Origin of the sequence: Clostridium sp. C8 (assembly GCF_001010885.1) — a bacterium.
GTDB lineage: Bacteria > Bacillota > Clostridia > Clostridiales > Clostridiaceae > Clostridium > Clostridium sartagoforme.
Window position 1 is genome coordinate 1 of record NZ_LBMX01000012.1, and the last position, 25,150, is coordinate 25,150.

At 27.8% G+C, this 25,150-nt stretch carries 19 protein-coding genes and 1 pseudogene; 19 read left to right on the plus strand and 1 reads right to left on the minus strand.

Annotated features, from left to right (window positions below; all coding sequences use genetic code 11):
• Positions 1 to 34 precede the first annotated feature (34 nt).
• The 7 genes and pseudogenes from AAT22_RS01805 to AAT22_RS01835 form a co-directional block, all read left to right on the plus strand.
• Positions 35 to 583, plus strand: a pseudogene (locus AAT22_RS01805) (ABC transporter ATP-binding protein); the annotation flags it as partial.
• A gap of 443 nt (positions 584 to 1,026) precedes the next feature.
• Positions 1,027 to 3,159 (plus strand): BglG family transcription antiterminator, encoded by a 2,133-nt coding sequence (locus AAT22_RS01810; protein ID WP_047000039.1) that lies wholly within the window; start codon positions 1,027 to 1,029, stop codon positions 3,157 to 3,159.
• Positions 3,152 to 5,002 carry a PTS mannitol transporter subunit IICBA gene (locus AAT22_RS01815; RefSeq protein WP_047000040.1) on the plus strand — a complete coding sequence of 617 codons (1,851 nt, stop codon included), beginning with the start codon at positions 3,152 to 3,154 and terminating at the stop codon, positions 5,000 to 5,002. The genes AAT22_RS01810 and AAT22_RS01815 overlap by 8 nt, the downstream gene beginning before the upstream one ends.
• A gap of 12 nt (positions 5,003 to 5,014) precedes the next feature.
• Positions 5,015 to 6,175 (plus strand): mannitol-1-phosphate 5-dehydrogenase, encoded by a 1,161-nt coding sequence (locus tag AAT22_RS01820; RefSeq protein WP_047000041.1) that lies wholly within the window; start codon positions 5,015 to 5,017, stop codon positions 6,173 to 6,175.
• Between the two features lie 324 nt (positions 6,176 to 6,499).
• Entirely contained in the window at positions 6,500 to 7,513 is a 1,014-nt protein-coding gene (locus AAT22_RS01825; RefSeq protein ID WP_047000042.1) for a ketoacyl-ACP synthase III, read from the plus strand.
• Positions 7,514 to 7,581: 68 nt separating this feature from the next.
• The gene (locus AAT22_RS01830; protein WP_016205811.1) at positions 7,582 to 7,974 is read left to right on the plus strand and encodes a hypothetical protein; all 393 of its coding nucleotides are present in this window, start codon (positions 7,582 to 7,584) and stop codon (positions 7,972 to 7,974) included.
• Between the two features lie 505 nt (positions 7,975 to 8,479).
• Positions 8,480 to 8,770, plus strand: coding sequence for a hypothetical protein (locus AAT22_RS01835; RefSeq protein ID WP_047000043.1), 291 nt, complete (start codon positions 8,480 to 8,482; stop codon positions 8,768 to 8,770).
• A 77-nt stretch (positions 8,771 to 8,847) separates the two neighbouring features.
• Here the strand turns inward: AAT22_RS01835 and AAT22_RS01840 are convergent, their stop codons facing one another.
• Positions 8,848 to 9,336 carry a spore coat protein gene (locus AAT22_RS01840; protein ID WP_016205810.1) on the minus strand — a complete coding sequence of 163 codons (489 nt, stop codon included), beginning with the start codon at positions 9,334 to 9,336 and terminating at the stop codon, positions 8,848 to 8,850.
• Positions 9,337 to 9,572: 236 nt separating this feature from the next.
• Here AAT22_RS01840 and AAT22_RS01845 point away from each other — a divergent pair, with 236 nt between their 5' ends.
• The 12 genes from AAT22_RS01845 (at position 9,573) to AAT22_RS01900 (ending at position 25,123) form a co-directional block, all read left to right on the plus strand.
• Positions 9,573 to 9,995 carry a MarR family transcriptional regulator gene (locus AAT22_RS01845; protein ID WP_016205809.1) on the plus strand — a complete coding sequence of 141 codons (423 nt, stop codon included), beginning with the start codon at positions 9,573 to 9,575 and terminating at the stop codon, positions 9,993 to 9,995.
• Between the two features lie 104 nt (positions 9,996 to 10,099).
• Complete coding sequence (locus AAT22_RS01850; protein WP_016205808.1) at positions 10,100 to 10,699, plus strand: nitroreductase family protein; 600 nt, start codon at positions 10,100 to 10,102, stop codon at positions 10,697 to 10,699.
• 437 nt (positions 10,700 to 11,136) lie between these two features.
• The gene (locus tag AAT22_RS01855; protein WP_016205807.1) at positions 11,137 to 11,844 is read left to right on the plus strand and encodes a pirin family protein; all 708 of its coding nucleotides are present in this window, start codon (positions 11,137 to 11,139) and stop codon (positions 11,842 to 11,844) included.
• A gap of 301 nt (positions 11,845 to 12,145) precedes the next feature.
• The gene (gene nifJ, locus AAT22_RS01860; protein WP_047000044.1) at positions 12,146 to 15,673 is read left to right on the plus strand and encodes a pyruvate:ferredoxin (flavodoxin) oxidoreductase; all 3,528 of its coding nucleotides are present in this window, start codon (positions 12,146 to 12,148) and stop codon (positions 15,671 to 15,673) included.
• Between the two features lie 359 nt (positions 15,674 to 16,032).
• Positions 16,033 to 17,505 carry a glycosyltransferase family 39 protein gene (locus AAT22_RS01865; protein ID WP_052953883.1) on the plus strand — a complete coding sequence of 491 codons (1,473 nt, stop codon included), beginning with the start codon at positions 16,033 to 16,035 and terminating at the stop codon, positions 17,503 to 17,505.
• A 250-nt stretch (positions 17,506 to 17,755) separates the two neighbouring features.
• Complete coding sequence (locus tag AAT22_RS01870; RefSeq protein ID WP_047000045.1) at positions 17,756 to 19,237, plus strand: glycosyltransferase family 39 protein; 1,482 nt, start codon at positions 17,756 to 17,758, stop codon at positions 19,235 to 19,237.
• Positions 19,238 to 21,040 carry an LTA synthase family protein gene (locus AAT22_RS01875; RefSeq protein ID WP_047000046.1) on the plus strand — a complete coding sequence of 601 codons (1,803 nt, stop codon included), beginning with the start codon at positions 19,238 to 19,240 and terminating at the stop codon, positions 21,038 to 21,040.
• 25 nt (positions 21,041 to 21,065) lie between these two features.
• On the plus strand, positions 21,066 to 22,022 hold the full coding sequence (locus AAT22_RS01880; RefSeq protein ID WP_016205804.1) for a glycosyltransferase family 2 protein: 957 nt from the start codon (positions 21,066 to 21,068) through the stop codon (positions 22,020 to 22,022).
• A 7-nt stretch (positions 22,023 to 22,029) separates the two neighbouring features.
• Entirely contained in the window at positions 22,030 to 22,422 is a 393-nt protein-coding gene (locus AAT22_RS01885; RefSeq protein ID WP_047000047.1) for a GtrA family protein, read from the plus strand.
• A 276-nt stretch (positions 22,423 to 22,698) separates the two neighbouring features.
• Positions 22,699 to 23,352 (plus strand): GTP pyrophosphokinase family protein, encoded by a 654-nt coding sequence (locus AAT22_RS01890; RefSeq protein WP_242849773.1) that lies wholly within the window; start codon positions 22,699 to 22,701, stop codon positions 23,350 to 23,352.
• Positions 23,353 to 23,487: 135 nt separating this feature from the next.
• Positions 23,488 to 24,594: an MBL fold metallo-hydrolase gene (locus AAT22_RS01895; protein WP_047000049.1), complete on the plus strand. Its 1,107-nt coding sequence runs from the start codon at positions 23,488 to 23,490 to the stop codon at positions 24,592 to 24,594.
• Entirely contained in the window at positions 24,587 to 25,123 is a 537-nt protein-coding gene (locus tag AAT22_RS01900) for a GNAT family N-acetyltransferase (protein WP_242849774.1), read from the plus strand. The genes AAT22_RS01895 and AAT22_RS01900 overlap by 8 nt, the downstream gene beginning before the upstream one ends.
• Positions 25,124 to 25,150: the final 27 nt, after the last annotated feature.

A 25,150-nucleotide genomic window follows, 5' to 3' on the forward strand; every position in this document is an offset into this window, starting at 1 on the left:
AATTATAGCTTGATGACATTGGCCTTCGGGGTCAGGTAAAACAACTCTGTTAAACATTTTAGGATGTTTGGATTCTCCTAATAAAGGAGAATATTTCATAAATAATATAGATGTAAGTAATTTAAATCAAAAAGAACTTGCAAATATAAGAAATTCAAGATTTGGATTTGTTGTACAGAATTTTGCATTGTTAGATGATTATACAGTATATGAAAATATAAAAATACCTTTAGATTATAGTAATATAAAGATAAAGGATAAAAAAGAAAAAATTATCAATGTATTGAAAAAGTTAAATATTGAGGAGAAAATTAATAAATACCCTACTGAGTTATCAGGAGGGCAGTGTCAGAGAGTTGCTATAGCAAGGGCATTAGTAAATAATCCTGATATAATTTTAGCAGATGAGCCAACAGGAGCTTTAGACAGAGAAATGGGGCAGCAAGTAATAGATATATTTAAAGAAATTAATAATGATAGCAAGACAATTATAATTGTAACTCATGATTCAAATATTGCATCTCAATGTGATAGAATAATTACTATAGAAGATGGAAGAATAAAAAGTAACGAGTATAAGTAAATTTAGTTAGTTATATTAAGAAATATATTAAGAAATTTAAATTATGAAGTATCCCAGTAAAAAGTGTTAAACTACTTACTGGGATATTTTATTTTTATTATTTGGGTAAATTAAAAATATATAATTTTCAAATTTGTTATTTTATTTAAATAAGATAGTAGATGTGTATATGCTGTCACTATTAATTATATCAACTATTAAGTAGAAAATATATACAATAAGAAAACCTATTATTCTGATATAATTAATATGTAAATCTATGGAATAAGTAAAGATTTATGGTCTATTAATAAGTATTAAGAGATAGTGACATCTTTAAATATGTCACTAATGGTTTAAGACATTTGTAATGGATGATTGAATTGAGTAAATGGATTCATGGGATTAAAATAAAGATAGAAGGAGCTTAGCATATAAAAATGTCATTAATGGAGAGGTTTAATATGAAAAGTAAAAAGTTGAACTCTAGACAAAAGGAAATAATACAAATTCTAACTAAGTCTACAGTTACAAGCCCTATAACAATAGCAGCTATAGCGGAAAAACTTTCATTAAGTTCTAGAACAGTATTAAGAGAAATGCCTAAAATTGAAGCTTGGCTAGAAGAAAATGAGTTTAAGTTTATAAAAAAGCCAGGTGTTGGATTGGTTATTGATGAAGATTTAGAAAATCAAAAGTTAATATTAGAATTACTAGAAATAGAAAAAATTCATAAGGAATACTCTAGGGAAGAAAGAAAGAAAATAATAGCAAATGAATTGCTTATAGCTAAAGAACCTATTAAGTTATTCTATTTCACATCTCATCTGAAGGTTTCGGAAGGAACTTTAAGTAATGATTTAGATAGTATAGAAAAATGGCTTCAAGACTTTAATATAAAACTAATCAGAAAGCCTGGCTTAGGAATTTATGTTGAAGGAAGAGAAAATGACTATAGAAAAGCTCTTATAAATATTTTATATGATACCTTAGAAGAAAAAGAATTAATTAATCTTTTAAAGGGCTCCTTAAAAACTAGTAGAAATGAAAACGTTATAGAATTTTCTATAGAAAATAGACTTTTAAGCTTTATTGATAAGTCAATAATAAAGTCAATTGAAGAAATTGTTCAAGGATTAGAGAAGGATATAGATATACATCTTGTAGATAGCGCTTATATAGGACTTGTAGTTCATTTATCATTAGCTATTCAAAGAATAAAAAACAATGAAAATATAAAAATGGATAAGGCTGTTTTAGATGAATTATCAAAATCGCCAGAATTTAGAATTGGAGAAAAAATAGTTAGAGATATAGAAAAAAGATTTGAAGTCAGCATTCCAAAAGATGAGATAGGTTATATAACAATGCACCTTAAAGGAGCGAAACTTAGATTAAACTCTGTATCAGATTTAGAAAAAGATTTAAACAATCTAGATGTTAAACAAATAGCAAACCACATAATAACAGTAGTAGAAAATGAACTAAATGTTTATCTTAAAAATGATGAAAAGCTTATAAAGGATCTTACGAATCATTTAGTACCTGCTATAAGTAGATTAAAGATGAAACTAAATATAAGAAATCCACTATTAAATAATATTAAAGATAAATATTCTGTAGAATATGAGATTACTAAGAAAGCATGTGAAATATTAAAAATTCAAACTAAAGTAGATGAAATCCCAGAATCAGAAATTGCATATATAACAATGCATATAGCAGCAGCTTTATATAAAAAAGGTTTTGAGGATAAGGTTAAAGTTGTTATATCTTGTCCAACGGGGATTGGAACATCAAGTCTACTAGAAGCTATCTTAGAAAAAGAATTTAATAATATAGAGCTTATGGGAACTATTTCAGCATTAAATATAAATGAAGAAAAGCTAAAGGAAGATGGAATAGACATCATAGTTTCTACGATACCTCTAAATATAGATTTTAAAAATGTTTGTGTTAATCCAATTTTATCATTACAAGATAAAGCTATACTACAAGATAACTTTAGAAGGATATCTAAGCAAAAAAAGTATAAAAGTATAATAAAAAAAGCAAAAGTAAATAAAGGTAAAATTGGAATTAGAGAAATTACAGACTTAGGAAGTGAGATTATATCTATCATAGATAATGTGAAGATAAAGGTAATAGATAATGTCAAATCTTTAGAAGATATTATTGATGTAGGAAGTGAGCTATTTACAGATAATGAAGATGATATAAAGGAAGTTAAGAATAAACTTTTACAAAGGGAAGATATCAGCAGTACTTATTTACATGAATTAGAAATAATTCTTTTACACTGCAAATGTAATTGTTTTAGTAATAGCAGATTTGGATATATAAGAATTAAAGATGAATTTATAGATAAAGAAAAGATTATAAAGGGAGCAGTAGTCTCTATAATACCTGAAGAAAGTAAAGAAATTACGCCAGAGTTAATGAGTAAGTTAAATAGTGCATTAATAGAAGAAGATAAATTTATAGAAATATTAAGACAAGAAAAAGAAGAAAAGGTAGTAGAAGAAGTAGAAAGAATATTGAAAGATTTCTATTTAAAAAAGGTACAAAAAAGCTTGGAGGCAATTAAAAATGATTAAAGACAATATACAAAAGTTTGGTAAGTTTTTAAGTGCCATGGTGATGCCAAATATAGGAGCATTCATTTCTTGGGGACTAGTAACTGCATTTTTTATACCAACAGGGTGGATGCCAAATGAATCTTTAGGAGAATTAGTAGATCCGATTTTAAAATATTTATTACCACTTATGGTTGGTATGACTGGTGGATATGTAGTCGCAGGTAAACGAGGAGGAGTTATGGCAGCTATAGCTACAATGGGAGTTATAGTTGGTGTAGAAATTCCAATGTTTATTGGAGCTATGGTAATTGGGCCTATAGCAGGATTTACAATAAAAAAATTTGATGAACTTATTAAAGATAAAGTCCCAGCAGGTTTTGAAATGCTAGTAAATAACTTTTCAATTGGAATTCTAGGAGTATTTTTTGTAATAATAGGATTCAAAACAATTGGTCCAATAATATTAGTTATAACTACCTTCTTAAAAAATGGAGCAGAAGTAATAATACAAAATGGTTTAATATCGCTTGTTTCAATATTTATAGAGCCAGCAAAAGTACTATTTTTAAATAACGCTATAAATCATGGAGTTTTAGGACCAATAGGAATAGAGCAAGTTCAGGAAACTGGAAAATCTATAATGTTCTTACTAGAATCTAATCCAGGCCCAGGACTAGGAGTGATTTTAGCATATTTACTATATGGTAAAGGCGTAGCAAAGCAGTCAGCATCAGGAGCAGCCATAATACATTTTCTTGGAGGAATCCATGAAATATATTTTCCATATATACTAATGAACCCAGCATTAATTATATCAGTAATTGCAGGTGGAGCAGCAGGAGCCTTTACATTCTCTGTTTTAGGGGCAGGGCTTGTTGCAACACCATCACCAGGAAGTATATTTGCATTGGTTGCAATGTCACCAAAAGGAGGAATAATTCAAGTGTTATCAGGAGTAATAGTAGCAATAATTGTTTCATTTATAATAGCAGTTCCATTAGTAAAGAGAGCAGCTAAAAATGAAGAGAAAAATGATAAACAAATGGAAGAAAAAGAAGGAATACTAACTATGGAAACAACTAAAGAAAAAGAAGTGAAAAAAGAGACAATAAAGAAAATAGTATTTGCTTGCGATGCCGGAATGGGTTCAAGTGCAATGGGTGCAACTAAATTAAGAAATAGGATCAAGTCTTTAGATTTAGATATAGAGGTAGCTAATTCATCAGTAGATACAATACCAAAAGATGCAGATATAGTAGTAAGTCATGTGAATTTAGTAGAAAGAGCAAAAAGAAATTCTCCAAATGCGGAGCATATTTTTATAGAAAGTTTCTTAAAAGATGACAAAATAGAGGAGTTATTTAAAAGATTAGAAGAAAAGTCAAAAAATAATTTAGCATGTGAAGTGAAATCGGAGGATATTATGATTGAAGAAAAATTATCAGTATTATCAGAGAAAAATATACTTTTAGGTTTAAAAAGTGAAACTAAAGAAGAAGCTATTGAAAGAGCTGGAAAACTTCTAGTTAGCAGAGGATATGTAAAAGAAGAATATATTGATGCTATGCAAGAAAGAGAGAGAGTTGTTTCAACGTATATAGGAATGGGAGTAGCAATACCTCATGGAATAGGAGAAGCAAAAAGACAAATAGAGGCATCAGGAATAGTAGTTCTTCAATATCCAGAAGGAGTTAATTTTGGTGAGGAATTAGCATACTTAGTTATTGGAATAGCAGGGGTTGGAGATGAGCACTTAGAGATATTATCAAATATAGCAATATCATTAGAAGACCTAGAACTTGTTGATAGATTAAGCAAAACTGAGAATAAAAAGGATATACTAGACGTATTTCAAAAATAAGGGGGAAAAACAATGAAGGAAGCAATACAATTCGGAGCAGGTAATATAGGGAGAGGTTTCATAGGAGGATTACTATCTAAATCTGGATATCATGTTATTTTTGCAGATGTAAATAAAGACATAATTAATAAAATTAATGAAGATAAAGAATATGTTATTAATGTTATGGATGTTGAATGTACTAAAGAAAAAGTAACAAATATAAGTGGAGTTTTTTCTACAGATGATTTAATTCTAGATAAGATAAATAATGCTGAAATAATTACAACAGCTGTAGGACCATTAGTATTACCTAAGATAGCAGGAACAATAGCAAAAGGTATTAAAAGAAGAAAAGAATCAGGAGTGGAAAAAAACTTAAATATAATAGCGTGTGAAAATGCAGTTAATGCTAGCACACAACTTAAAAATGAAGTTGTTAAGTATTTAAATGAAGAAGAAGTAGAATATTTAGAAAAATATATAGGTTTCCCAAATTGTTCTGTAGATAGAATAGTTCCACCAGTAAAAAGTGAAAATATCCTAGATGTAGTGGTTGAAAGCTTCCATGAATGGAATGTAGAAGAAGATGCATTTAAAGGTGAAATTCCTAAAATAGAAGGAATGAATTTAGTAGGTAATTTAACAGCATATATAGAGAGAAAATTATTTACACTAAATACTGGACATGCTATAACTGCATATTTTGGATATCTTAAAGGATATAGAACTATAGATGAAAGTATAAATGATGAAAAGATATATAACTTTGTAAGAAATGCAATGATAGAAAGTGGAAAAGCTTTAATTGCTAAATATAATTTTGATGAAGAAAAGCATATGAAATATATAGATAAGATAATTACAAGATTTAGAAATCCTTATTTGAAGGATGATGTTGCTAGGGTTGGAAGAGAACCATTAAGAAAACTTAATGAAAATGATAGACTTATAAAGCCTCTAATTACAGCAAGATCATATAATATAAACACTGAAAATTTGCTTCTAGGTGTAGGCGCGGCAATGAATTATAAAAATGATGAGGATGAGCAGAGTGTGAAATTACAAAGTTTAATAAAGAGCAAAGGTGTAAAGGGATCTTTATCAGAAGTTGCAAAACTACCGGAAGATAGTGAAATACTAAGCAAAATCGAATACTACTACAACGAGGTAAGATCATTAATTGGAAATTGAAAAGCAAAGAAAAAATAAGCCATTTAGTAATACCCTAAATAATAAATAAATAAAAAACTATTACATCGAGTTTTACTCATTGTAATAGTTTTTTTATAACTTGGAAGTTGTAAAAGTCTTTTGAAAATGCAAGACTTATTAGATATATATTAAGTAACAGATGATTATAATATAAAATATAATTACAATTAAAAATAAATCTAAAAAAGTTGAAATTTTACACATTATGTTATAATATTTATTTATATGGAATTTAAAGTAATACATGAAAAATATAGAAAATTACTTTGAAGTAATTTTAAAGCAACATAAGGGGAGGTATCTATGAGAGAACAAAATATTAATATTATCAGTACAGGAATATATCATCCTTCAAATAGGGTTCATAACGATTACTTTATTAATCATTTTAATGAGATGGGAATTGAAGTAGAAGGGTTACTAAATCATTTAGAAAGAGAGTATAGATATATTTCTAATGATCCTAATGAAACTGTAATAACTATGGGTTACAAGGCAAGTATAAGCGCATTAGAAGAAGCAAACTTAAATATTAAAGATATAGATTTACTTATTTTTGCGACAGATACTCCAGAGTACACATCACCTTCCAATGCAATTAAGGTATTGGAGATGCTTGGTGGATCAGATATAAGAATAAAAATGGCATATGATACAAATTCTAATTGCTTAGGTATGATAACTGCATTAGATCAGGCAAGCAGAATATTAATGACTAATAAGAGATTTAAACGAGCATTAGTTGTTGGAGGAATTTTATTTAGTTCAGTAGGAAGTCCAAATGACTCAGTTTCATATGCTAATTTTGGAGATGCAGCAGCGGCTGTAGTTTTAGAGAAGATAGAAGAGGATGAAAAGAGGGGATTTATTGATTCTATACATTTAGCACAAACGGCAGAATGTAATAATATACTTATGCCTAGGGCAGGATATTCCAAGGTTATAAAAGGGCAAATAAAAAATGAAGATGATAAAAAATGGTCTTGGGAACCTTTTGATGGGAATTTCATTTCGGATGTATGGGTAGATTTAATTAAACAGATAGCTGAAGACAACGAAATAAAAGCAAAAGATATAAATCATCTAATTTTTTCACAATTTACTATTCCAGATGCTAGACTTACTTTAGAAAAGTTAAATATAGATAAAAATAGGACAACTTATATTGGAAATGAATTTGGATATACAGGAACAACAAGTCCGATAATAGCACTTGATAGAGCATTAAAGTCAGGTAAAATTAAGAAAAACGATTATGTTACTTTATCATCCATGGGTTCTGGATCTGTAGTCACCGTTTTGTTATTTAGGTTTTAATATAGTATTAACAACATAGATAGTTAATATTATTTGAAATATATAATAAAATATTAGGAGGAGTTATTATGGTAAAATACCAAGGAAAAAATTCAAATTATCAATTAAATGCAGACAAGCTAAAAAAGATTTTTCATGCGCAAGCATCTGGATTCTTTAGTGCAGAGGACGGAGCAGCTTTTTTAAAGGATTATGATGAGTTAACTAAAACATTTCCTGCAAAAGAATATGCATTAATTATTGATGCAGCAGAATTAAAGCCATCAAGTCCAGAAGTAGCACAAGCATTAGGTGTATTACTAAAAAGATATATGGATGTACCTTTTAAAAAGAGACTTTTTATTACAAAAGGAAATGTTGTTACTATATCTCAATTTAAGAGATTAGGCAAAGAAATACCTGGCTGGACTGAATCGGTTCAATATGTAGATAATATTAATGAAGCATTAAAAAATGTATAATATTAAATACAAAAATAATTGGAAATTAATTGGATCACAGGGGTAGAATATTAGATAGTACATAAATCAATATTAAAGTACATAAATCTCTAATTTGAATAGTTTGGAGATTTATGTACTTTTATTTTTTTATTCTATAGAAGACTGGAATTAAGTTAAATCTGTAAATAATTCTTAGAAGTAGCAGAAATATAAAGGTTGATAAATAGATGTATAAATCTTTATCTTAACGTTTATACATAATTTGTAATTAAATAAACAATATAGTAAAATTATTACAGGAGAAAAGTATTAATTTATATAAATTAATATCATGTGAATAAGAGAATGTAAATTAGATTTTATAATTTCTATTTATACTATATCTTTTATTAGATTAATAAGTATAAATTCAAAAGATTAAGATAAATAACTTTATTAGTAATTATAATAATTTTATATAAAGGGTAAGCATAACAAGATTTATGAATAATTACATATATATTAAATAAGGAGTGATTATATAATGAATATTAGTAATGTAATAATACAGATGATATATTTTTGTATAACATCTTTAATATTTTATTTTTTATTGCCTAAATTAAAATTAAAATCATTAGAGTGGGTTGCAGAAACATCTAAGAGAAGAATTATTAGTGTTATAATATCTATAATTTTATCAGGTCTTATAGCAGGGATTATATCTTATATAAATTTAGAATATTTGAATAGATTTACTTTTGTACCAGCAGCCATTTTCATGTCTATATATAATAGAATCTTTCAATTGGCTGAATTGAAAGATAAATATTAATAAAATAAAAAAAGCAAGTAATTTTAATATAAGATAATTAAAATTACTTGCTTTTTATATCTTTTTAAAATATATAATTATTGAGGATTATACAGTCCTTTACTTTCCATATACTGAAATATGGTTTCCCCATGTTTTTGTTCTTCTTTTTGTATATGGTTTAATACATCACGAACCCTAGTATCTCTAAATTCAAAAATTGTAGTATCATAAGTTCCTGATACATATTTTTCTGTCATTAGTAGGTCTTTACACATATCAGCATCAGATACATTTGCTGTATTTACCTGTGTAGTATTCATAGTAGGAGCCGAATTTTGATTAGCCATATTTTGACTTGAATTTTGATTTTGCTGCTGACCCATTTGAGGGATTGTGCCGCTTAATAACTGATTAATGCTATCAAGATGGGTTCTTTCATCTTGAGCTTGTAAATTAAATATTTGTTTTAATTGAGGATCTTGAGCTTGATTAGCATAGTTTGTATATTTTTCTATGCAAATTTGCTCATGACTTTTTTGATCTTCAAGTAATAATCTTTCCTTTTGTGTTAATGTTATATCCATATTATCACACCTCCGAGTCTATTTTGTGTAAAATACTTTATTTTATACTATTAAAATATTTCAAATAATAATTAAGAATAATTTTATAAATATAAATAGATAATAAAGAATTATATTGAAAAGCTATAGAAATGCACAGGGGGAAGAGGGAAGATAATTAATTTTTTAAAATATCTTGACTTCAAGATATTTTAAAGATATAATTATCTTGAAATCAAGATAATGTAGGTGAATATATGAGTGATATAAATTTAAAACTAGTTATTGCTATGGCTAGAACTTATAATGACATGTTTTCTGAAATAGAAAAAAATGTAGAGGGATTTGGATTAAATATTAGTGAGTTTGGTGTCTTAGAGATGTTATATCATAAAGGTGACCAATCTGTTCAAAAGGTAGCTGAGAAAATTCTAGTTACTAGTGGGACAATAACATATGTAATAAATAAATTAGAAAAGAAGGAATTAGTTATTAGAAGAAAATGCGAAAAGGACAAAAGAGTATTTTACGTTTCATTAACAGAGAAAGGTAGGATATTTATTTCAGATATATTTCCAAAACACAAAGATTTCTTAGATAATTTATTTATTCAGTTAGATGAAGATACAAAAAGAGAATTAGTAGATAACTTAATACATTTAAGAAAGGCATTAAAGTAATAGAATTTATTTTGCTTGATAAATTTCATCAAATTAATACTTATATAATTAATACTAAATGAATATTAATTAAAAAATGAAAATAAGATAGGAGAATGATATAAATGAATAAAAATTTTTATGATGCAATAAAGGAAAGAAGAAGTATATATTCAATAAGTAAGGAGTCACCAATATCAGATGAAAAGATTAAGGAAATAGTAGAGTATTCAGTAAAACATGTACCATCATCCTTTAATTCACAAAGCTCAAGAGCAGTTGTATTATTAGGAGAAAGTCATGATAAGCTATGGGATATCACAATGGAAGCATTAAGAAAAATAGTTCCAGAGGAAAATTTTGCTTCAACAGAACAAAAAGTAAACTCATTTAAAGCTGGATATGGAACAGTATTGTACTTTGAAGATTTTAATGTTATAGAAGCATTACAAAATCAATTTGCACTTTATAAAGATAACTTCCCAGTTTGGGCAGAGCAAACTTCAGGTATGTTACAATTTGCAATTTGGACTGCTTTATCAATGGAAGGACTTGGAGCAACCCTGCAACATTATACTGAATTAATAGAAGTAGAAGTAAAGAGAGAATTTAACCTTCCAAGTAGCTGGAAAATGGTTGCTCAAATGCCATTTGGTAAAGGAACTGCTCCAGCAGGGGAAAAGGAATTTACATCAATAGAAGAAAGAGTGAAAGTTATAAAATAATTTATAAAAGTGCAAAGCACTTTTATAGTTCATAGTTCACAATTCACAGTTTCTTGGAGAAAGTAACAGGTGTCAGGGAACAGGTTATTATATAAATTGCTCCGCAAAACCTAAACCATATAATGTACGCGGCATTGAATACTTAGTGAAGTTGAGTGTAGCGATAACTGAACTTAGTATGAAAGCCCATCTACTGAAGTTTGTCTGAAGTAGATGTTCATTTGACGAATACTTAGTGAAGTTGAACGCATTTACAATTGAACTTAGTATGAAAGCCTATCTACTGAAGCTTGTCTGAAGTAGATGTTTCTTAATTTTTAATTATAGTTTACACTTAGTACTTGTTCCCTGATACCTGTTCCCTGTTACCTATAAAATCAAAACAACTGTGAACTGTGTTATGTGAACTCTAAACTGATATAAGGGAGGTTTTAATTATGTTAAGAAAATTGGACCATAGAAATATGGGAAAAAGTAATTTAGGCTGGCTTAATAGTATATTCCATTTTTCATTTGCAGAATATTTTAATATAGATAATATGAATTTCGGGGTATTAAGAGTTATAAATGATGATTTAATATCAGCAGGAACAGGCTTTGATTTTCATCCCCATAAGGATATGGAAATTGTATCTTATGTTATTAATGGTGCATTAACTCATGCAGATACAATGGGGCATAAAAACACTATATATAGAGGTGAAGTTCAATATATGAGTGCTGGAACAGGAGTATATCATAGTGAACATAACCTTGGTGATGAAACTGCAAGATTACTTCAGATATGGGTAGTTCCAGATAGAAAGGATTATAAACCAGCATATGGTGATTATAGATTTCAGTGGGAAGATAGAAAAAATAAGTGGCTTAATATAGTTTCAAGTAAAGAAGGCTATGCTCCTATTAAAATTAATCAAGATGCTAACTTCTATGTAGTTGAGTTAGATGAAGGAAAAGAGATAGATTTTCAAGTTGCTTCTAATAGACAGGCTTATCTAGTTCAAATAGAAGGAAATTCAATTATTAATGATGTAGAATTAGATGAAAGAGATGCACTAGAAATAATAGAAGAAAATATAAAGATTAAATCAAATAAAAAATCACATATACTTGTAATTGAAATGAAAAAGCAATTAAAGTGGTAAATTTTAAAGTAGGAGAACTTCTCCTACTTTTTGTTTTTACAATCACAATAAAAAGGATTTTTAAAATTATAATATATTTTTAGTAAGCTAATAATACTAATCAATGATTATAAAAAAATAACTATAATTTTGTATTTGCAAGAAAATTTTAGTGTATAAAATTTACGATATATTACATACGTAATAAAAATAATAACGCATAATAGAACATGGCGATGCAAATACTTAAGTTATTATAAAGATTAAAAAATTTTTATATAAAATAGTTAATATAATAATTATAAGGAGGATTAGTAAATATATGAGAAAAACAAAGACAATGGATGGAAATACTGCTGCAGCACATATTTCGTATGCTTTTACAGAAGTAAGTGCAATCTTTCCAATTACTCCATCTTCACCTATGGCTGAGCATATGGATGAATGGGTAGCACAAGGAAGAAAAAATATTTTTGGGAAACCAGTTAACATCGTAGAAATGCAATCAGAGGCTGGAGCAGCTGGAGCAGTTCATGGGTCACTTCAAGCTGGAGCATTAACTACTACCTTCACTGCATCTCAAGGTTTACTATTAATGATTCCAAATATGTATAAGATGGTTGGTGAAAGACTTCCGGCAGTTATACATGTTGCAGCTAGAGCAATAGCAACATCTTCATTAAGTATATTTGGAGATCACCAAGATGTTATGGCGGCAAGACAAACAGGTTTTGCGATATTGTCAGAGGGATCAGTACAAGAAGTTATGGATTTAGCACCAGTTGCACACTTAACTGCAATTAAGGCTAGAATGCCATTTCTTAATTTTTTTGATGGCTTTAGAATATCTCATGAAATTCAAAAAATAGAAGTTTTAGAATATGATGAATTGGCTAAATTAATTGACTATGAAGCAATTAATGATTTTAGAAAAAATTCATTAAATCCTGATCATCCAGTTGTAAGAGGAACATCACAAAATCCAGATACATATTTTCAATTAAGTGAATCTTTAAACAAATATTATGATGATATTCCAGAAATCGTTGAAGAGTATATGTCAAAAATTACAGAACTTACAGGAAGAGAATACCACTGCTTTGATTATTATGGAGATCCAGAAGCAGATAGAATACTTATAGCTATGGGATCTGTGATGGAGGTCGCAGAAGAAACTATAGATTATTTAAGAAAAAAGGGAGAAAAGGTTGGACTTGTAAAAGTAAGACTTTACAGACCTTTTTCAATAGAAAAGTTACTAAAGGTTATTCCAAGTACAGTTAAAAAAATTGCTGTATTAGATAGAACTAAAGAACCTGGTTCTATTGGAGAGCCTTTATATTTAGATATTGTTAGAGCAGTTAATGAAATGGAGAACCCACCTAAAGTATATGGAGGAAGATTTGGACTTGGTTCAAAGGACCCATATCCATCACATATAGTAGCAATTTTCGAAAACTTGAGTCAAGATAAGCCGAAAAATAGATTTACTATTGGCATAGAAGATGATGTTACTAATTTATCAATTTCACCAAAAGAAGAAATTGATGTTGCAGAGGAAGGAACGACTGCATGTAAATTCTGGGGATTAGGTTCGGATGGAACAGTAAGTGCAAATAAGAGTGCAATTAAGATAATTGGTGATCATACAAATATGTATGCACAAGGATATTTTGCTTATGATTCTAAAAAATCAGGAGGAATAACTGTATCTCATTTAAGGTTTGGTAAAACTCCAATAAAATCACATTATGAGATAGATCAAGCAGATTTTGTGGCATGTCATAATCAATCTTATGTATATAATTATAATTTATTAAAAGGACTTAGAAAAAATGGTACTTTTGTTTTAAACACTATTTGGACTGAGGAAGAACTAAATGATAGGCTTCCTGCAAGTATTAAGAGATATATAGTAGAAAATAATATAGAATTTTATATTATTAATGCAATAAAAATAGCACAACAAATAGGACTTGGTGGAAGAATAAATATGATAATGCAATCAGCTTTCTTTAAGTTAGCAAATATAATTCCGCTTGAAGATGCTGTTAAATATTTAAAGGAAGCAGTTGTTACATCTTATGGTAAAAAGGGAGAAAAAGTAGTAAACATGAACTACGAAGCCATAGATAAGGGAATTGAATCTTTAGTTAAGATAAACCCACCAGAAGAGTGGAAAAATGCTGAAGATGATAAGTTAGAAGAAAAAATGAATGTTCCTAAGTTTGTTGAAGAAATATGCATTCCAATAAATAAATTAGAAGGAAATCATTTACCTGTATCTAAATTTATAGAGTATGGAGCAGCAGATGGTACATTTATGGCTGGTACTACTGCTTTTGAGAAGAGAGGAATTGCTGTTAATGTTCCAGAATGGATTCCAGAAAATTGTATTCAATGTAACCAATGTTCATTTGTATGTCCACATGCCGTAATAAGACCATTTTTAGCAACATCTCAAGAAATAAAAAATGCACCAAGTAGCTATAAGAGCTTAAAAGCTAATGGAATAAAAGGAGATAAGGAATACTTCTATACAATAGGAATTACTCCTTTAGATTGTACTGGATGTGGAAATTGTGCACAAATTTGTCCTGCACCAGGAAAAGCATTAGTTATGAAACCTATGGATACGCAAAGTGAGCAAATAGAAGCTTGGAATTATGCTGTAGAAAAAGTTACCCATAAGAAAAACCCAATGAATAAAACTACCGTTAAGGGAAGTCAGTTTGAGCAACCATTACTTGAATTCTCAGGAGCATGTGCTGGTTGTGGAGAAACAGCTTATGCTAAACTTGTTACTCAATTGTTTGGAGATAGAATGATGATTGCAAATGCTACAGGTTGTTCATCAATCTGGGCAGCATCAGGAGCAGCAACAGCTTATAGACCAAACTATGATGGTCATGGTCCAGCCTGGGCGAACTCATTATTTGAGGATAATGCGGAATACGGTTTAGGTATGTACTTGGGTGTTAAGACAATTAGAGAAAGAGTTGCAGATAATATTAAGATAGCTTTAGAAGGCAATATGTCTGAAGATTCAAAGGCTGTATTGAAAGATTGGTTAGATCATAAAGATAGTGGAGAAGGAACAAGACAAAGAGCAGAAAACCTAACAAGAGTTTTAGAAGAAGAGAATTCTGAAATTGCAAAAGAGATTTTAAAGGATAAAGAATTCTTTGTACATAGATCTCAATGGATATTTGGAGGAGATGGTTGGGCTTACGATATTGGATATGGTGGATTAGATCATATTTTAGCATCAGGTGAAAATGTTAATGTTTTAGTATTTGATACAGAAATATATTCTAACACAGGTGGTCAATCATCCAAAGCAACTCCAGAAGCAGCAGTAGCAAAATTTGCTGCAACAGGAAAGCGAACAAAGAAAAAAGACTTAGGATTAATGGCAATGACTTATGGTTATGTATATGTAGCTCAAGTTTGTATGGGTGCTAATTTAAATCAAACTCTTAAGGCAATATCAGAAGCAGAAGCTTATAATGGCCCTTCGTTAATAATAGCTTATTCAACTTGTATAAGCCATGGAATAAAGATGGGTATGTCTAATACACCATATGAAGAAAAGAGAGCAGTAGAATCTGGATATTGGCATTTATATAGATATAATCCAGACTTAAAAATTGCAGAAAAGAATAAATTCACATTAGATTCAAAAGAGCCAAATAGTAATCTTAAAGAGTTTTTAATGGGAGAGGTAAGATATTCTTCATTAGCAAAAGCTTTCCCTGAAATAGCAGAAGAGTTATTTGCTAAAACAGAGGAGGATGCTAAAGAAAGATATCAAAGATATAAGAGTTTATCTGAAAATTCAGTATTGTAAAATCAAAATATAAATAAATTATAAGAAAACTATAAAATCTAGAATAAATTAAATAAGGTATTTAAAGAGATATTTGTTTAAAGATAACTTAAACAAATATCTCTTTTTAGTTATATAAGGATTATTATGAATACATATTTTATGAAAGATAACCAATCATTGTAATAAATGTTAATGAACTATTAATTATATATTCTATATTTCTTAATAAATCCTTAATAAATATGAACTAACATAAAATTAAAGGGTTATTCATTGGGGGAGATAATAACTCTTGTAAGTAAAATTATAATTTGTACTTATGCTATTAGAAAAGTAAAATGTTTATCGGTATCTTATAGACTAGAAGGGGGTAAGATTTGGAGAAATTCAAGGAAAAATTCACGACATTTTTCTTAACAACATTGAAAGTACTAATGATAGTAGTTATGGTCGCCAGTAGTGGATATATTAAAAATTTTAATAAAAACTCCATAATAGTAGGAGCTATTTTATTAAGTATTATAGTAATAGAGGTTTATATTATAAAAAGAAATATATGTTATAAAAAACAAATAGCATTAATATTGATTTGTGGATTTATATTAAGAGGTTTATGGTTATTAAATGTAAAGAGCATTCCAATATCTGATTTTAGCGTTATTTACGAATGTGGACAAGAATTCTTAAATGGTAATACAGGTATGTTTTGGGGACATTCATATATAGCAAGGTTTCCTCATTTAACAATTATGGTACTTTATATGGCTCTTATGATAAAGATATTTCCAACAAATAATATAGTAATGATGAAATTAGTTAATTTAGCTTTAGGTGTTTTAACAATTTACATTATATATCTTTTAGTTAAAGAATTATTTAATTCAAAGAAAAGGGGGATTTATGCAGCAAGTTTAGCATCAATATTCCCACCGTTTATAACATATGCAGGAGTATTTTGCACAGAAAATGTAGCAATACCATTATATTTACTTAGTATATATTTTTTTATACTTGTAATTAAAAATAAAAAGAGCAAATATTATCTTATTTTATCTGGAATTTTATTATCTATTGGTAACTTATTTAGAATGGTAGCTGCAATAGTTGTAATAGCTTATTCAATATATATATTAATTTATTTAAAAGATAAAATAATTCATAAGTTAAGAAATATAGCAATTTATATAGTTCCATATGTTGTATTTTTAGTTGTAGTTAGCTACACATTACAAAGCTTAAAAATAACAGAGTTTCCATTATGGAAAGGTAGCGAACCTAAGATAACAAGTATATTAAAAGGAAGCAACTTAGAAAGTAATGGTAGATGGAATGAAAAAGATGCAGCTATTGTTGAAAAATATAATTATGATTATCAAAAAATTCAAGATGCTAGTTTAGAAATTATAAAGGAGAGATTAACTAAAACTCCACCATTAGAATTAGTGAAGTTTTATATTAGAAAGATTGCCCTGCAATGGAATGAAGGAGACTTTGGAGGCGTTTATTGGACAAAACTAGGGGTTCCAGAGGAGGATATAAAGGTAGATATCTCATTAGAAGTTTTACAAATTGTTTATTTAAGTGTTATGATACTTATATTTATAGGGCTTTTTAATAGAAAGAATAATAAAGATAGCCAAGAAATAAATTTACTTTACATAATATTGTGTGGATATGGTGTGATGTATTTAGTAACTGAGTCACAAGGAAGATATGCTTATATTATTTCATGGATATTTATAATCTTGGCGATAGAAGGAATAAACTTTATTTTAAATAAATTTAAAATATCTAATATAGAGTATCATAATAAATATAAAAAGAATTTTGATTTATATAAGTATAGTTAAGAATTATATAAGATATGCTTAAGAAATATATATTAAGATAATATTAACATATTATTAAGAATTTTATTAAGTTTATTAAGTAATATTTAAAAGGAAGTATAGGTATAAAATTAGAATATTTACATTTAAATACATATTTATAATCCTTATGTAAAATATGTATGATATAATTTGTTTGGTGCTATTTAGCAAATAAAATGTTTATAAATATATAATAGAATATTAAAATAACTTCTTGGAGGTGCATGATTTGGAAAGCTTTAAGGAAAGGTTTACTACAACTTTTTTAGCAGTATTAAAAGTATTAGTTATAATAATTATAGCTTGTAGTATAGGAGCTACTTTTCTTTCTCATATTTTTGTTGATAATGAAAACTTTATTAAAAACTTCATAATAGTATTTTTAATTGTAGCATGTGTAATGGCAGTAGAATTTTATATTTTAAAGAAGGACTTACAATATAAAAAGAAATTATTTTTAATATTATGTTGTGGACTTGCTTTGAGGGTTTTATGGTTGCTGAACGTAGATAGTGTTCCAACATCAGATTTTAGTGTTATTTACGAGAGTGCACAAGAAGTTTTAAATGGTAGTACAAGTATGTTTTGGGGAACTTCGTATATAGCTAGGTTTCCACACTTAACAATAATGGTATTTTATATGGCTTTAATGATTAAAGTATTCCCAACTAATAATCTTTTAATGATGAAATTTATTAATTTAGGTTTAAGCATTTTAACAATTTATATTATATATTTAATAGTAAAAGAAATATTCAATTCAAATAAAAAAGGAATTTATGCAGTTGCATTAGCTACAGTATTCCCACCTCTTGTAACATATACAGGAGTTTTTTGTACGGAAAATATAGCAATACCATTATATTTGTTTAGTGTATATATATTTATACTTGTTCTTAGAGGGAAAAAAAATAAATACTATCTTATTTTATCAGGATTAAGCTTGTCTTTAGGAAATTTATTTAGAATGGTAGCTGTAATAATGGTAATTGCATATGCAATGTATATAATAATTTATTCTAAAGATAAAATAGTTAATAAAATAAGAAATATAGCGTTATATACTATTCCATATTTTATACTTTTATTTTTAGTAAGTTTTACACTTCAAAATTTAAAAATAACAGAGTTTCCATTATGGAAAGGCAGTGAGCCTAAAATAACTAATATATTAAAGGGAACTAACATAGAAAATCACGGAAGATGGAATAAAGAAGATGCATCTATTGTAGAAAAGTATAATTATGATTATGAAGAAATAACAGAAGCAAGTGAAGAAATTATAAAAGAAAGATTAACTACAACGCCACCTCTAAAGCTTATAGGATTTTATATTAAAAAGTTTGCATTACAGTGGAGTGTAGGAGATTTTGAAGGGACTCTTTGGACAAAGTCAGATGTTCCAGATGATGATATAATAGTAGACGTTTCACAAGAAATTCCACAAATTATCTATACATTTATAATGATACTTATATTTTTAGGAATCTTAAATAGAAAAAATAATAAAGAAACCCAAGAGATGAATTTATTTTATATAATATTATATGGATATGGTCTTATGTATTTAATAACTGAAGAGCAAGGAAGATATTCTTATATTGTTTCATGGGTATTTGTAATTTTGGCAATAGAAGGAATAAACTTTTTATTAAATAAAAAAAATACAAAAAAGTTTAATGAAAATGATAAATTGGAGAATGTGGTTTAAATGAAGAAAATAGACAAAAGAATATTTTGGGCAATTATAATGGTTATTATCTTATATATAAAAAGCTTAATTTTAACTTTTATGAGCTCTTCAAATAGTGGATTTGGTTTATATGGAGTATCTGTGGATATAAGATTAATGTTACCACACTTAGCTATATTAGGAATAATTATATTTCCAAGTTTAATGTTTAAAGGCAAATCGCAAGTAAGATATTTGATTATTATAGATATAATATATTCAATTTTAATTATTTCTGATATATGGGCATATAGAGGGACAGGCTATGTATTAGAACTTAAGTATTTATTTTTCAAGGATAACTTCAATCCTCTAAATGGAAATCTAATAAATCCATCATTAATAGATATATTTTATATAATAGATATTCCAGTATTAATATATAAATATAAAAAATATCAATATATATCAAAGTTTAAAAGAAATATTAAAGTTGCTTTAATAGGAATTATAGCCTCAATAACAATAGTGGCTTCATATCATTATTTATTCGATATAAAGGGAGTCTTAGATGGACGAATAAAGTTTATTCAGAATGATTGGCAGGCTTCATGGAGTCCAGCTCAAAGATTTTCTAATAGATCACCTATAGGAGATCATTTATACGAAGCTTATAAGACTTTAAGGAAAGTAAATAGTACTGCCAATGAAAATGAAATAAAAGAAATTAACAAATGGTTATTATGGAATAAGGAAGTAACTGAAGATAATGAATATAAATCAATAGCAAGAGGGAAAAATGTTGTATTTCTTCAAATTGAATCATTAGAAAATTTTGTTATAAATAATAAAATTTATGATCAAGAGATAACACCAAATTTGAATAATTTGATAAAGGAAAGTTTATATTTCAGTAATATCCACGAGCAAAATAATGCAGGAAATAGTATTGATATGGATATGATGGCAGCTTCAGGAGTATTACCCTTAGGAGATGTTATAACATATTTAGAATATCCAGAAGTGAAGTATAAATCATTACCAAGGCTTTTAGAAGAGCAAGGGTATAATACAATTTTAAGTCATGCAGAAAGAGCTGGAGATTGGAATTGGGCAGAAGCTGGTAAGTCGGCGGCAGGGTATAATGAAATTTGGGACATAAGACAATATACAATAGATGAATATGCTGGATTTGGTCTATCAGATAGAAGTTTATATACTCAATTTAGTGAAAAACTTTCAAAATTAGAATCACCATTTTTTGCAGTTATTCCTACTTTAACAAGTCATGGACCTTTTGACATAGCTAAAAAGTATAGGGAATTAGATTTACCTAAAGAGTTAGATGAAAATAAATTAGGTGGCTATTTTCAAAGTGTCAAATATGCAGATAAACAAATTGGATTATTTTTTAGTTTATTGGAAAAATATAATTTATTAGATAATACAATAGTTGTAATATACGGGGATCATGGAGGAGTGCATAAATATTATATGGAAGATGTAGAAGCTTCAAATATTCCAGGAGAATGGTGGAAAGAAAAAGACAGTAAAGTTCCTCTTATAGTATATGGCAAGGATATAAAAGAAAAGACTATAGATGTTAATGGGGGGCAAATAGATATAGTTCCAACAGTATCTTATTTATTAGGAATAGATACAAAAGATTATTGTATGGGAAGAAATTTACTTACAACCAAAAGAGATGCTACGGTCATAAAAGATGGAATAATAATAGGAAATCCATCTAAAGAAGAAGAAATAATGCTGAAGGAAGCTTATGACATTGCAGATAAGATAATAAAAAACAACTATTATGTGAATACAAATAAGGTAGATTAATGTTAGGATAATTAGGAGGGGTATTATGAATGAGACATTATACTTGGTTATTCCTTGTTATAATGAAGAAGAAGTTTTAACAGAAACAAGTAGCAGGCTTCTAGAAAAAATGAATTCAATGATAGAAAATAAATATATATCAGAAAAGAGCAAGATATTATTTGTGAATGATGGCTCAAAAGATAAGACATGGGACATAATTGAGAATTTATATGAAGAAAATAAAATATTTAGTGGCGTTAATCTTTCCAGGAACAAGGGACATCAAAATGCATTATTGGCAGGACTTATGACAGCAAAAGAACATGCAGATATGGTTATATCTTTAGATGCAGATTTACAAGATGATATTGATGTAATAGATGAATTTGTTAAGGAATATTATACTGGAAGTGATGTGGTTTATGGAGTTAGAAGTTCAAGAAAAACAGATACCTTCTTTAAAAGAACAACAGCACTTGGTTACTATAAGGTTATGAATAAACTAGGTGTAGATGTTGTTTATAATCATGCAGATTATAGACTTATGAGCAAAAGAGCCTTAGAAGGTTTAAGTGAATTTAAAGAAGTTAACTTATTTTTAAGAGGAATAGTACCGCTAATTGGATATAAGTATTCCATTGTTGAATATGAAAGGCATGAAAGATTTGCAGGAGAATCTAAATATCCCTTAAAAAAAATGTTAGCCTTTGCTTGGGATGGAATAACATCCTTTAGCATAAAGCCTATAAGAATAATTTCAACTTTAGGATTTTCTATATTTATACTTAGCTTAGTAGCATTAGTATATTCCTTATCAGTAAAATTTTTTGGTAGAACTACAACAGGATGGACATCTTTAACAATATCCATTTGGATGATAGGAGGAATACAACTTCTTTCATTAGGAGTTATAGGAGAGTATATAGGAAAAATATATAATGAAACTAAGGCTAGACCAAGATATATTATTAAAGATAAATTAATAAAGAATAAGGAATAAAAGATAAATGAATATAATAAATAAAGTAAAAAATATATTTATAAATAAGGAATTTATATTATTTATAATTATAGGTGTTATAAATACCTTTAATGGAATTGTGTTTTCCTTTATATATTCAAGTTTACTTAATGAAAACTTAGCATTTGTTTTAGGATATATTTCTGGTTTAATAGTTTCATACATTCTAAATAGTTATATAACCTTTAAAGAAAAACTATCCATTACTAAGTTTTTAAAATTTGGAATTTCATATATACCAAATTTTATAATTCAAAATATTGTTGTAATAATAACCTTTAATATTTTAGAATTACATAAATTAGTTGCCTATTGTTTAGCTGCAGTAATAGGAATTCCAGTAACCTTTGTATTATTAAAATTTTTTGCTTTTAAATAAAAAAATATACTATTGCTTACTTGATTTTAAATTCCAAGTCAATGCAATAGTATATTTATTTAGTTTTCCATCTTTTATTTGGCATCCCCCCATATCAAAATATATACTGTAAAATAAATACTTTATAACTAATTTCTATACAAATATAGTACATCTAATTATTAAAATATAGTTAAGAAAGATGCGTTTATTCTTATATAATGTTAATATAAGAATATATTATATTACAATGTGAGGGATGATTATATGCTTAGGGAGTTTGGAGAAAAGTTAATTATGGAAAAAATAATTACTGATGATTTTTTATCAGCAATGCATGAAAATATAAGACCAGTAAACGAATTAATGACTTACTATCGTTGTGCAATAATGGAGGTTGAAACAAAGTTCAATGTATTAAATGAAGAATTTTCAGTACAATATGATAGAAATCCAATAGAAACTATAAAATCTAGACTAAAATCTAATGAAAGCATTTTGAAAAAACTTAAAAGGAAGGAACTACCTTTTTCATTGCAATCAATAGAAGAAAATATAAATGATGTTGCTGGAGTAAGAGTAATTTGCTCCTTTCCAGAAGATATTTATATGCTGGCAGATTGCTTGTTAAATCAAGATGATATTAGACTGATAGAAAGAAAGGATTATATAAAAAATCCTAAAAAAAGTGGATATAGAAGCTTACATCTAATAATAGAAGTACCAATTTTCTTGAAAAATGAAAAGAAATATATGAAGGTAGAAGTTCAACTTAGAACAATAGCTATGGATTTCTGGGCAAGCCTAGAACATAAATTAAAATATAAGAAAAATATTGATTCAGAAGAAATTGAACTATTAGAGAGAGAATTAGTAGAATGTTCAGAGGTTAGTGCTGCCTTAGACAAGCGTATGGAAGAGATAAGAAATAGGATAGAAAAAAAGCTATAATATAAATTTTAATAATAATGAAAAATGCACCTGAAAGAATTATATAATATTTTCAGGTGTATTTTAGAATATAAACATTGTAAAAGAGAAAGAATTAATTAGATACTTTAAAATACTTTAAGGAGTAAATTAATAATGCAAAAAAAGAAGTTGGTGAAAATAGCATTGAGAATATTAGAAATTATAATAGCAATAATTATACTAGTTACAGTATTTATAAATATTAACCCTATATTTGGGGGGAGAATATCAAAAGAAGACAAAAGTGATTATGAAAAACGTGCAGAAAACTATGTAAATGGAAGGTTTATATATCCATCAGAATATGAAATAAAAAATGAGTTTACTGATGATCCTGTATCAAAGAAAGAGAAAGTTCCAAAAGGAGTATTACCATCAGCAAATCCGTCAATTAGCAAGACTTCAAAAGAGGAATTTGCAGTAACATGGTTTGGACATTCAAGTTTATTAATTCAAATGAATGGAATGAATATTCTTATTGATCCTATGTTTTCTGAACGTTCATCACCTATTTCTTTTATGGGGCCAAAGCGATTTAGCAAACCACCAATAAAAATAGAAGAATTACCTGAAATTGATATAGTAATTATTTCTCATGACCACTATGACCACTTAGATATGAAATCAATTAAAGAACTTGATAGTAAAGTAAGTAAATATATAGTACCCCTAGGAGTAAATAAACATTTGGAACGTTGGAAGATTGATAAAAGTAAGATTCAAGATATGGCATGGTGGGAAGAATTTGAAGTAGATGGATTAACAATAGCCTGTACTCCGGCTAGACATTTTTCTAATAGAAAGGGTTTCAATATTAATAGGACACTTTATGCTTCTTGGGTATTAAAGAATGAGAACTACCAAGTATATGAAAGTGGTGATGGTGGTTTTGGGGGACATTTTAAGGAAATACGTGAAAGGTATGGTGACTTTGATATCGCTATTATGGAAAATGGACAGTATAATATGAAGTGGCATAGCAGTCACATGTTTCCAGAAGAAGCAGCTGAAACTGCAAAAATATTAGGAGCAAAAAAGGCTATGCCTATCCATTGGGGAGCCTTTGTATTATCAGATCATGGTTGGGATGACTCAGTAGAAAGATTTGTAAAAGCTTCTGAAAAGCTTGATACTGAGGTAATTACCCCTAAAATTGGAGAAACTGTATATTTAGATAAATATTTAAATTACCAAGAAAAATGGTGGCAATATATTGAATAAAAGTAATGGGAATGAAATTGTGTTTATGATAAATAGAGCGAATAAAATGGAAACAAGTAGATGTATAATACAACTTTTAAAACAAGATGATTACAATGATGTTAAGGAATTATATCTTGATAATAGAGTTAGAGAGTTTCTTGGTGGAGTGGTTTCTATTGAAAAATATAGCAATAGCTTTATAGAGATGATAAATGCTACAGATGATTCCTTATATTGGGTTATAAGATTAAAGAGTACTAATGATTTTATAGGATTAATATCTATAGATGAACATCATGATGGGATATATAAGGAACTTTCATATCAATTTATTCCGGAATATTGGGGGAATGGGTATGTTTTAGAAGTAACTAAGGAAATTATAAACTTTGTATCTAAAGAGTTAAATATTAAAAGGATTGTATCAGAAACACAAGTTGCTAACAAAGCATCATGTAGATTCTTAAGTAAATTAGGTATGAAAGTAATTGATAAGGTATATAGGTTTAATTCGGAACAATATATTTTTTTATTAGAAATAGAATAATAATTAATAAAGTATGATATAAGAAAG

Bases quoted from the DNA above. Each gene is read 5' to 3' on its own strand.
- AAT22_RS01810 (WP_047000039.1), top strand. From the start codon at position 1,027: ATGAAAAGTAAAAAGTTGAACTCTAGACAAAAGGAAATAATACAAATT.
- AAT22_RS01815 (WP_047000040.1), top strand. From the start codon at position 3,152: ATGATTAAAGACAATATACAAAAGTTTGGTAAGTTTTTAAGTGCCATG.
- AAT22_RS01820 (WP_047000041.1), top strand. From the start codon at position 5,015: ATGAAGGAAGCAATACAATTCGGAGCAGGTAATATAGGGAGAGGTTTC.
- AAT22_RS01825 (WP_047000042.1), top strand. From the start codon at position 6,500: ATGAGAGAACAAAATATTAATATTATCAGTACAGGAATATATCATCCT.
- AAT22_RS01830 (WP_016205811.1), top strand. From the start codon at position 7,582: ATGGTAAAATACCAAGGAAAAAATTCAAATTATCAATTAAATGCAGAC.
- AAT22_RS01835 (WP_047000043.1), top strand. From the start codon at position 8,480: ATGAATATTAGTAATGTAATAATACAGATGATATATTTTTGTATAACA.
- AAT22_RS01840 (WP_016205810.1), bottom strand. From the start codon at position 9,336: ATGGATATAACATTAACACAAAAGGAAAGATTATTACTTGAAGATCAA.
- AAT22_RS01845 (WP_016205809.1), top strand. From the start codon at position 9,573: ATGAGTGATATAAATTTAAAACTAGTTATTGCTATGGCTAGAACTTAT.
- AAT22_RS01850 (WP_016205808.1), top strand. From the start codon at position 10,100: ATGAATAAAAATTTTTATGATGCAATAAAGGAAAGAAGAAGTATATAT.
- AAT22_RS01855 (WP_016205807.1), top strand. From the start codon at position 11,137: ATGTTAAGAAAATTGGACCATAGAAATATGGGAAAAAGTAATTTAGGC.
- nifJ (WP_047000044.1), top strand. From the start codon at position 12,146: ATGAGAAAAACAAAGACAATGGATGGAAATACTGCTGCAGCACATATT.
- AAT22_RS01875 (WP_047000046.1), top strand. From the start codon at position 19,238: ATGAAGAAAATAGACAAAAGAATATTTTGGGCAATTATAATGGTTATT.
- AAT22_RS01880 (WP_016205804.1), top strand. From the start codon at position 21,066: ATGAATGAGACATTATACTTGGTTATTCCTTGTTATAATGAAGAAGAA.
- AAT22_RS01885 (WP_047000047.1), top strand. From the start codon at position 22,030: ATGAATATAATAAATAAAGTAAAAAATATATTTATAAATAAGGAATTT.
- AAT22_RS01890 (WP_242849773.1), top strand. From the start codon at position 22,699: ATGGAAAAAATAATTACTGATGATTTTTTATCAGCAATGCATGAAAAT.
- AAT22_RS01895 (WP_047000049.1), top strand. From the start codon at position 23,488: ATGCAAAAAAAGAAGTTGGTGAAAATAGCATTGAGAATATTAGAAATT.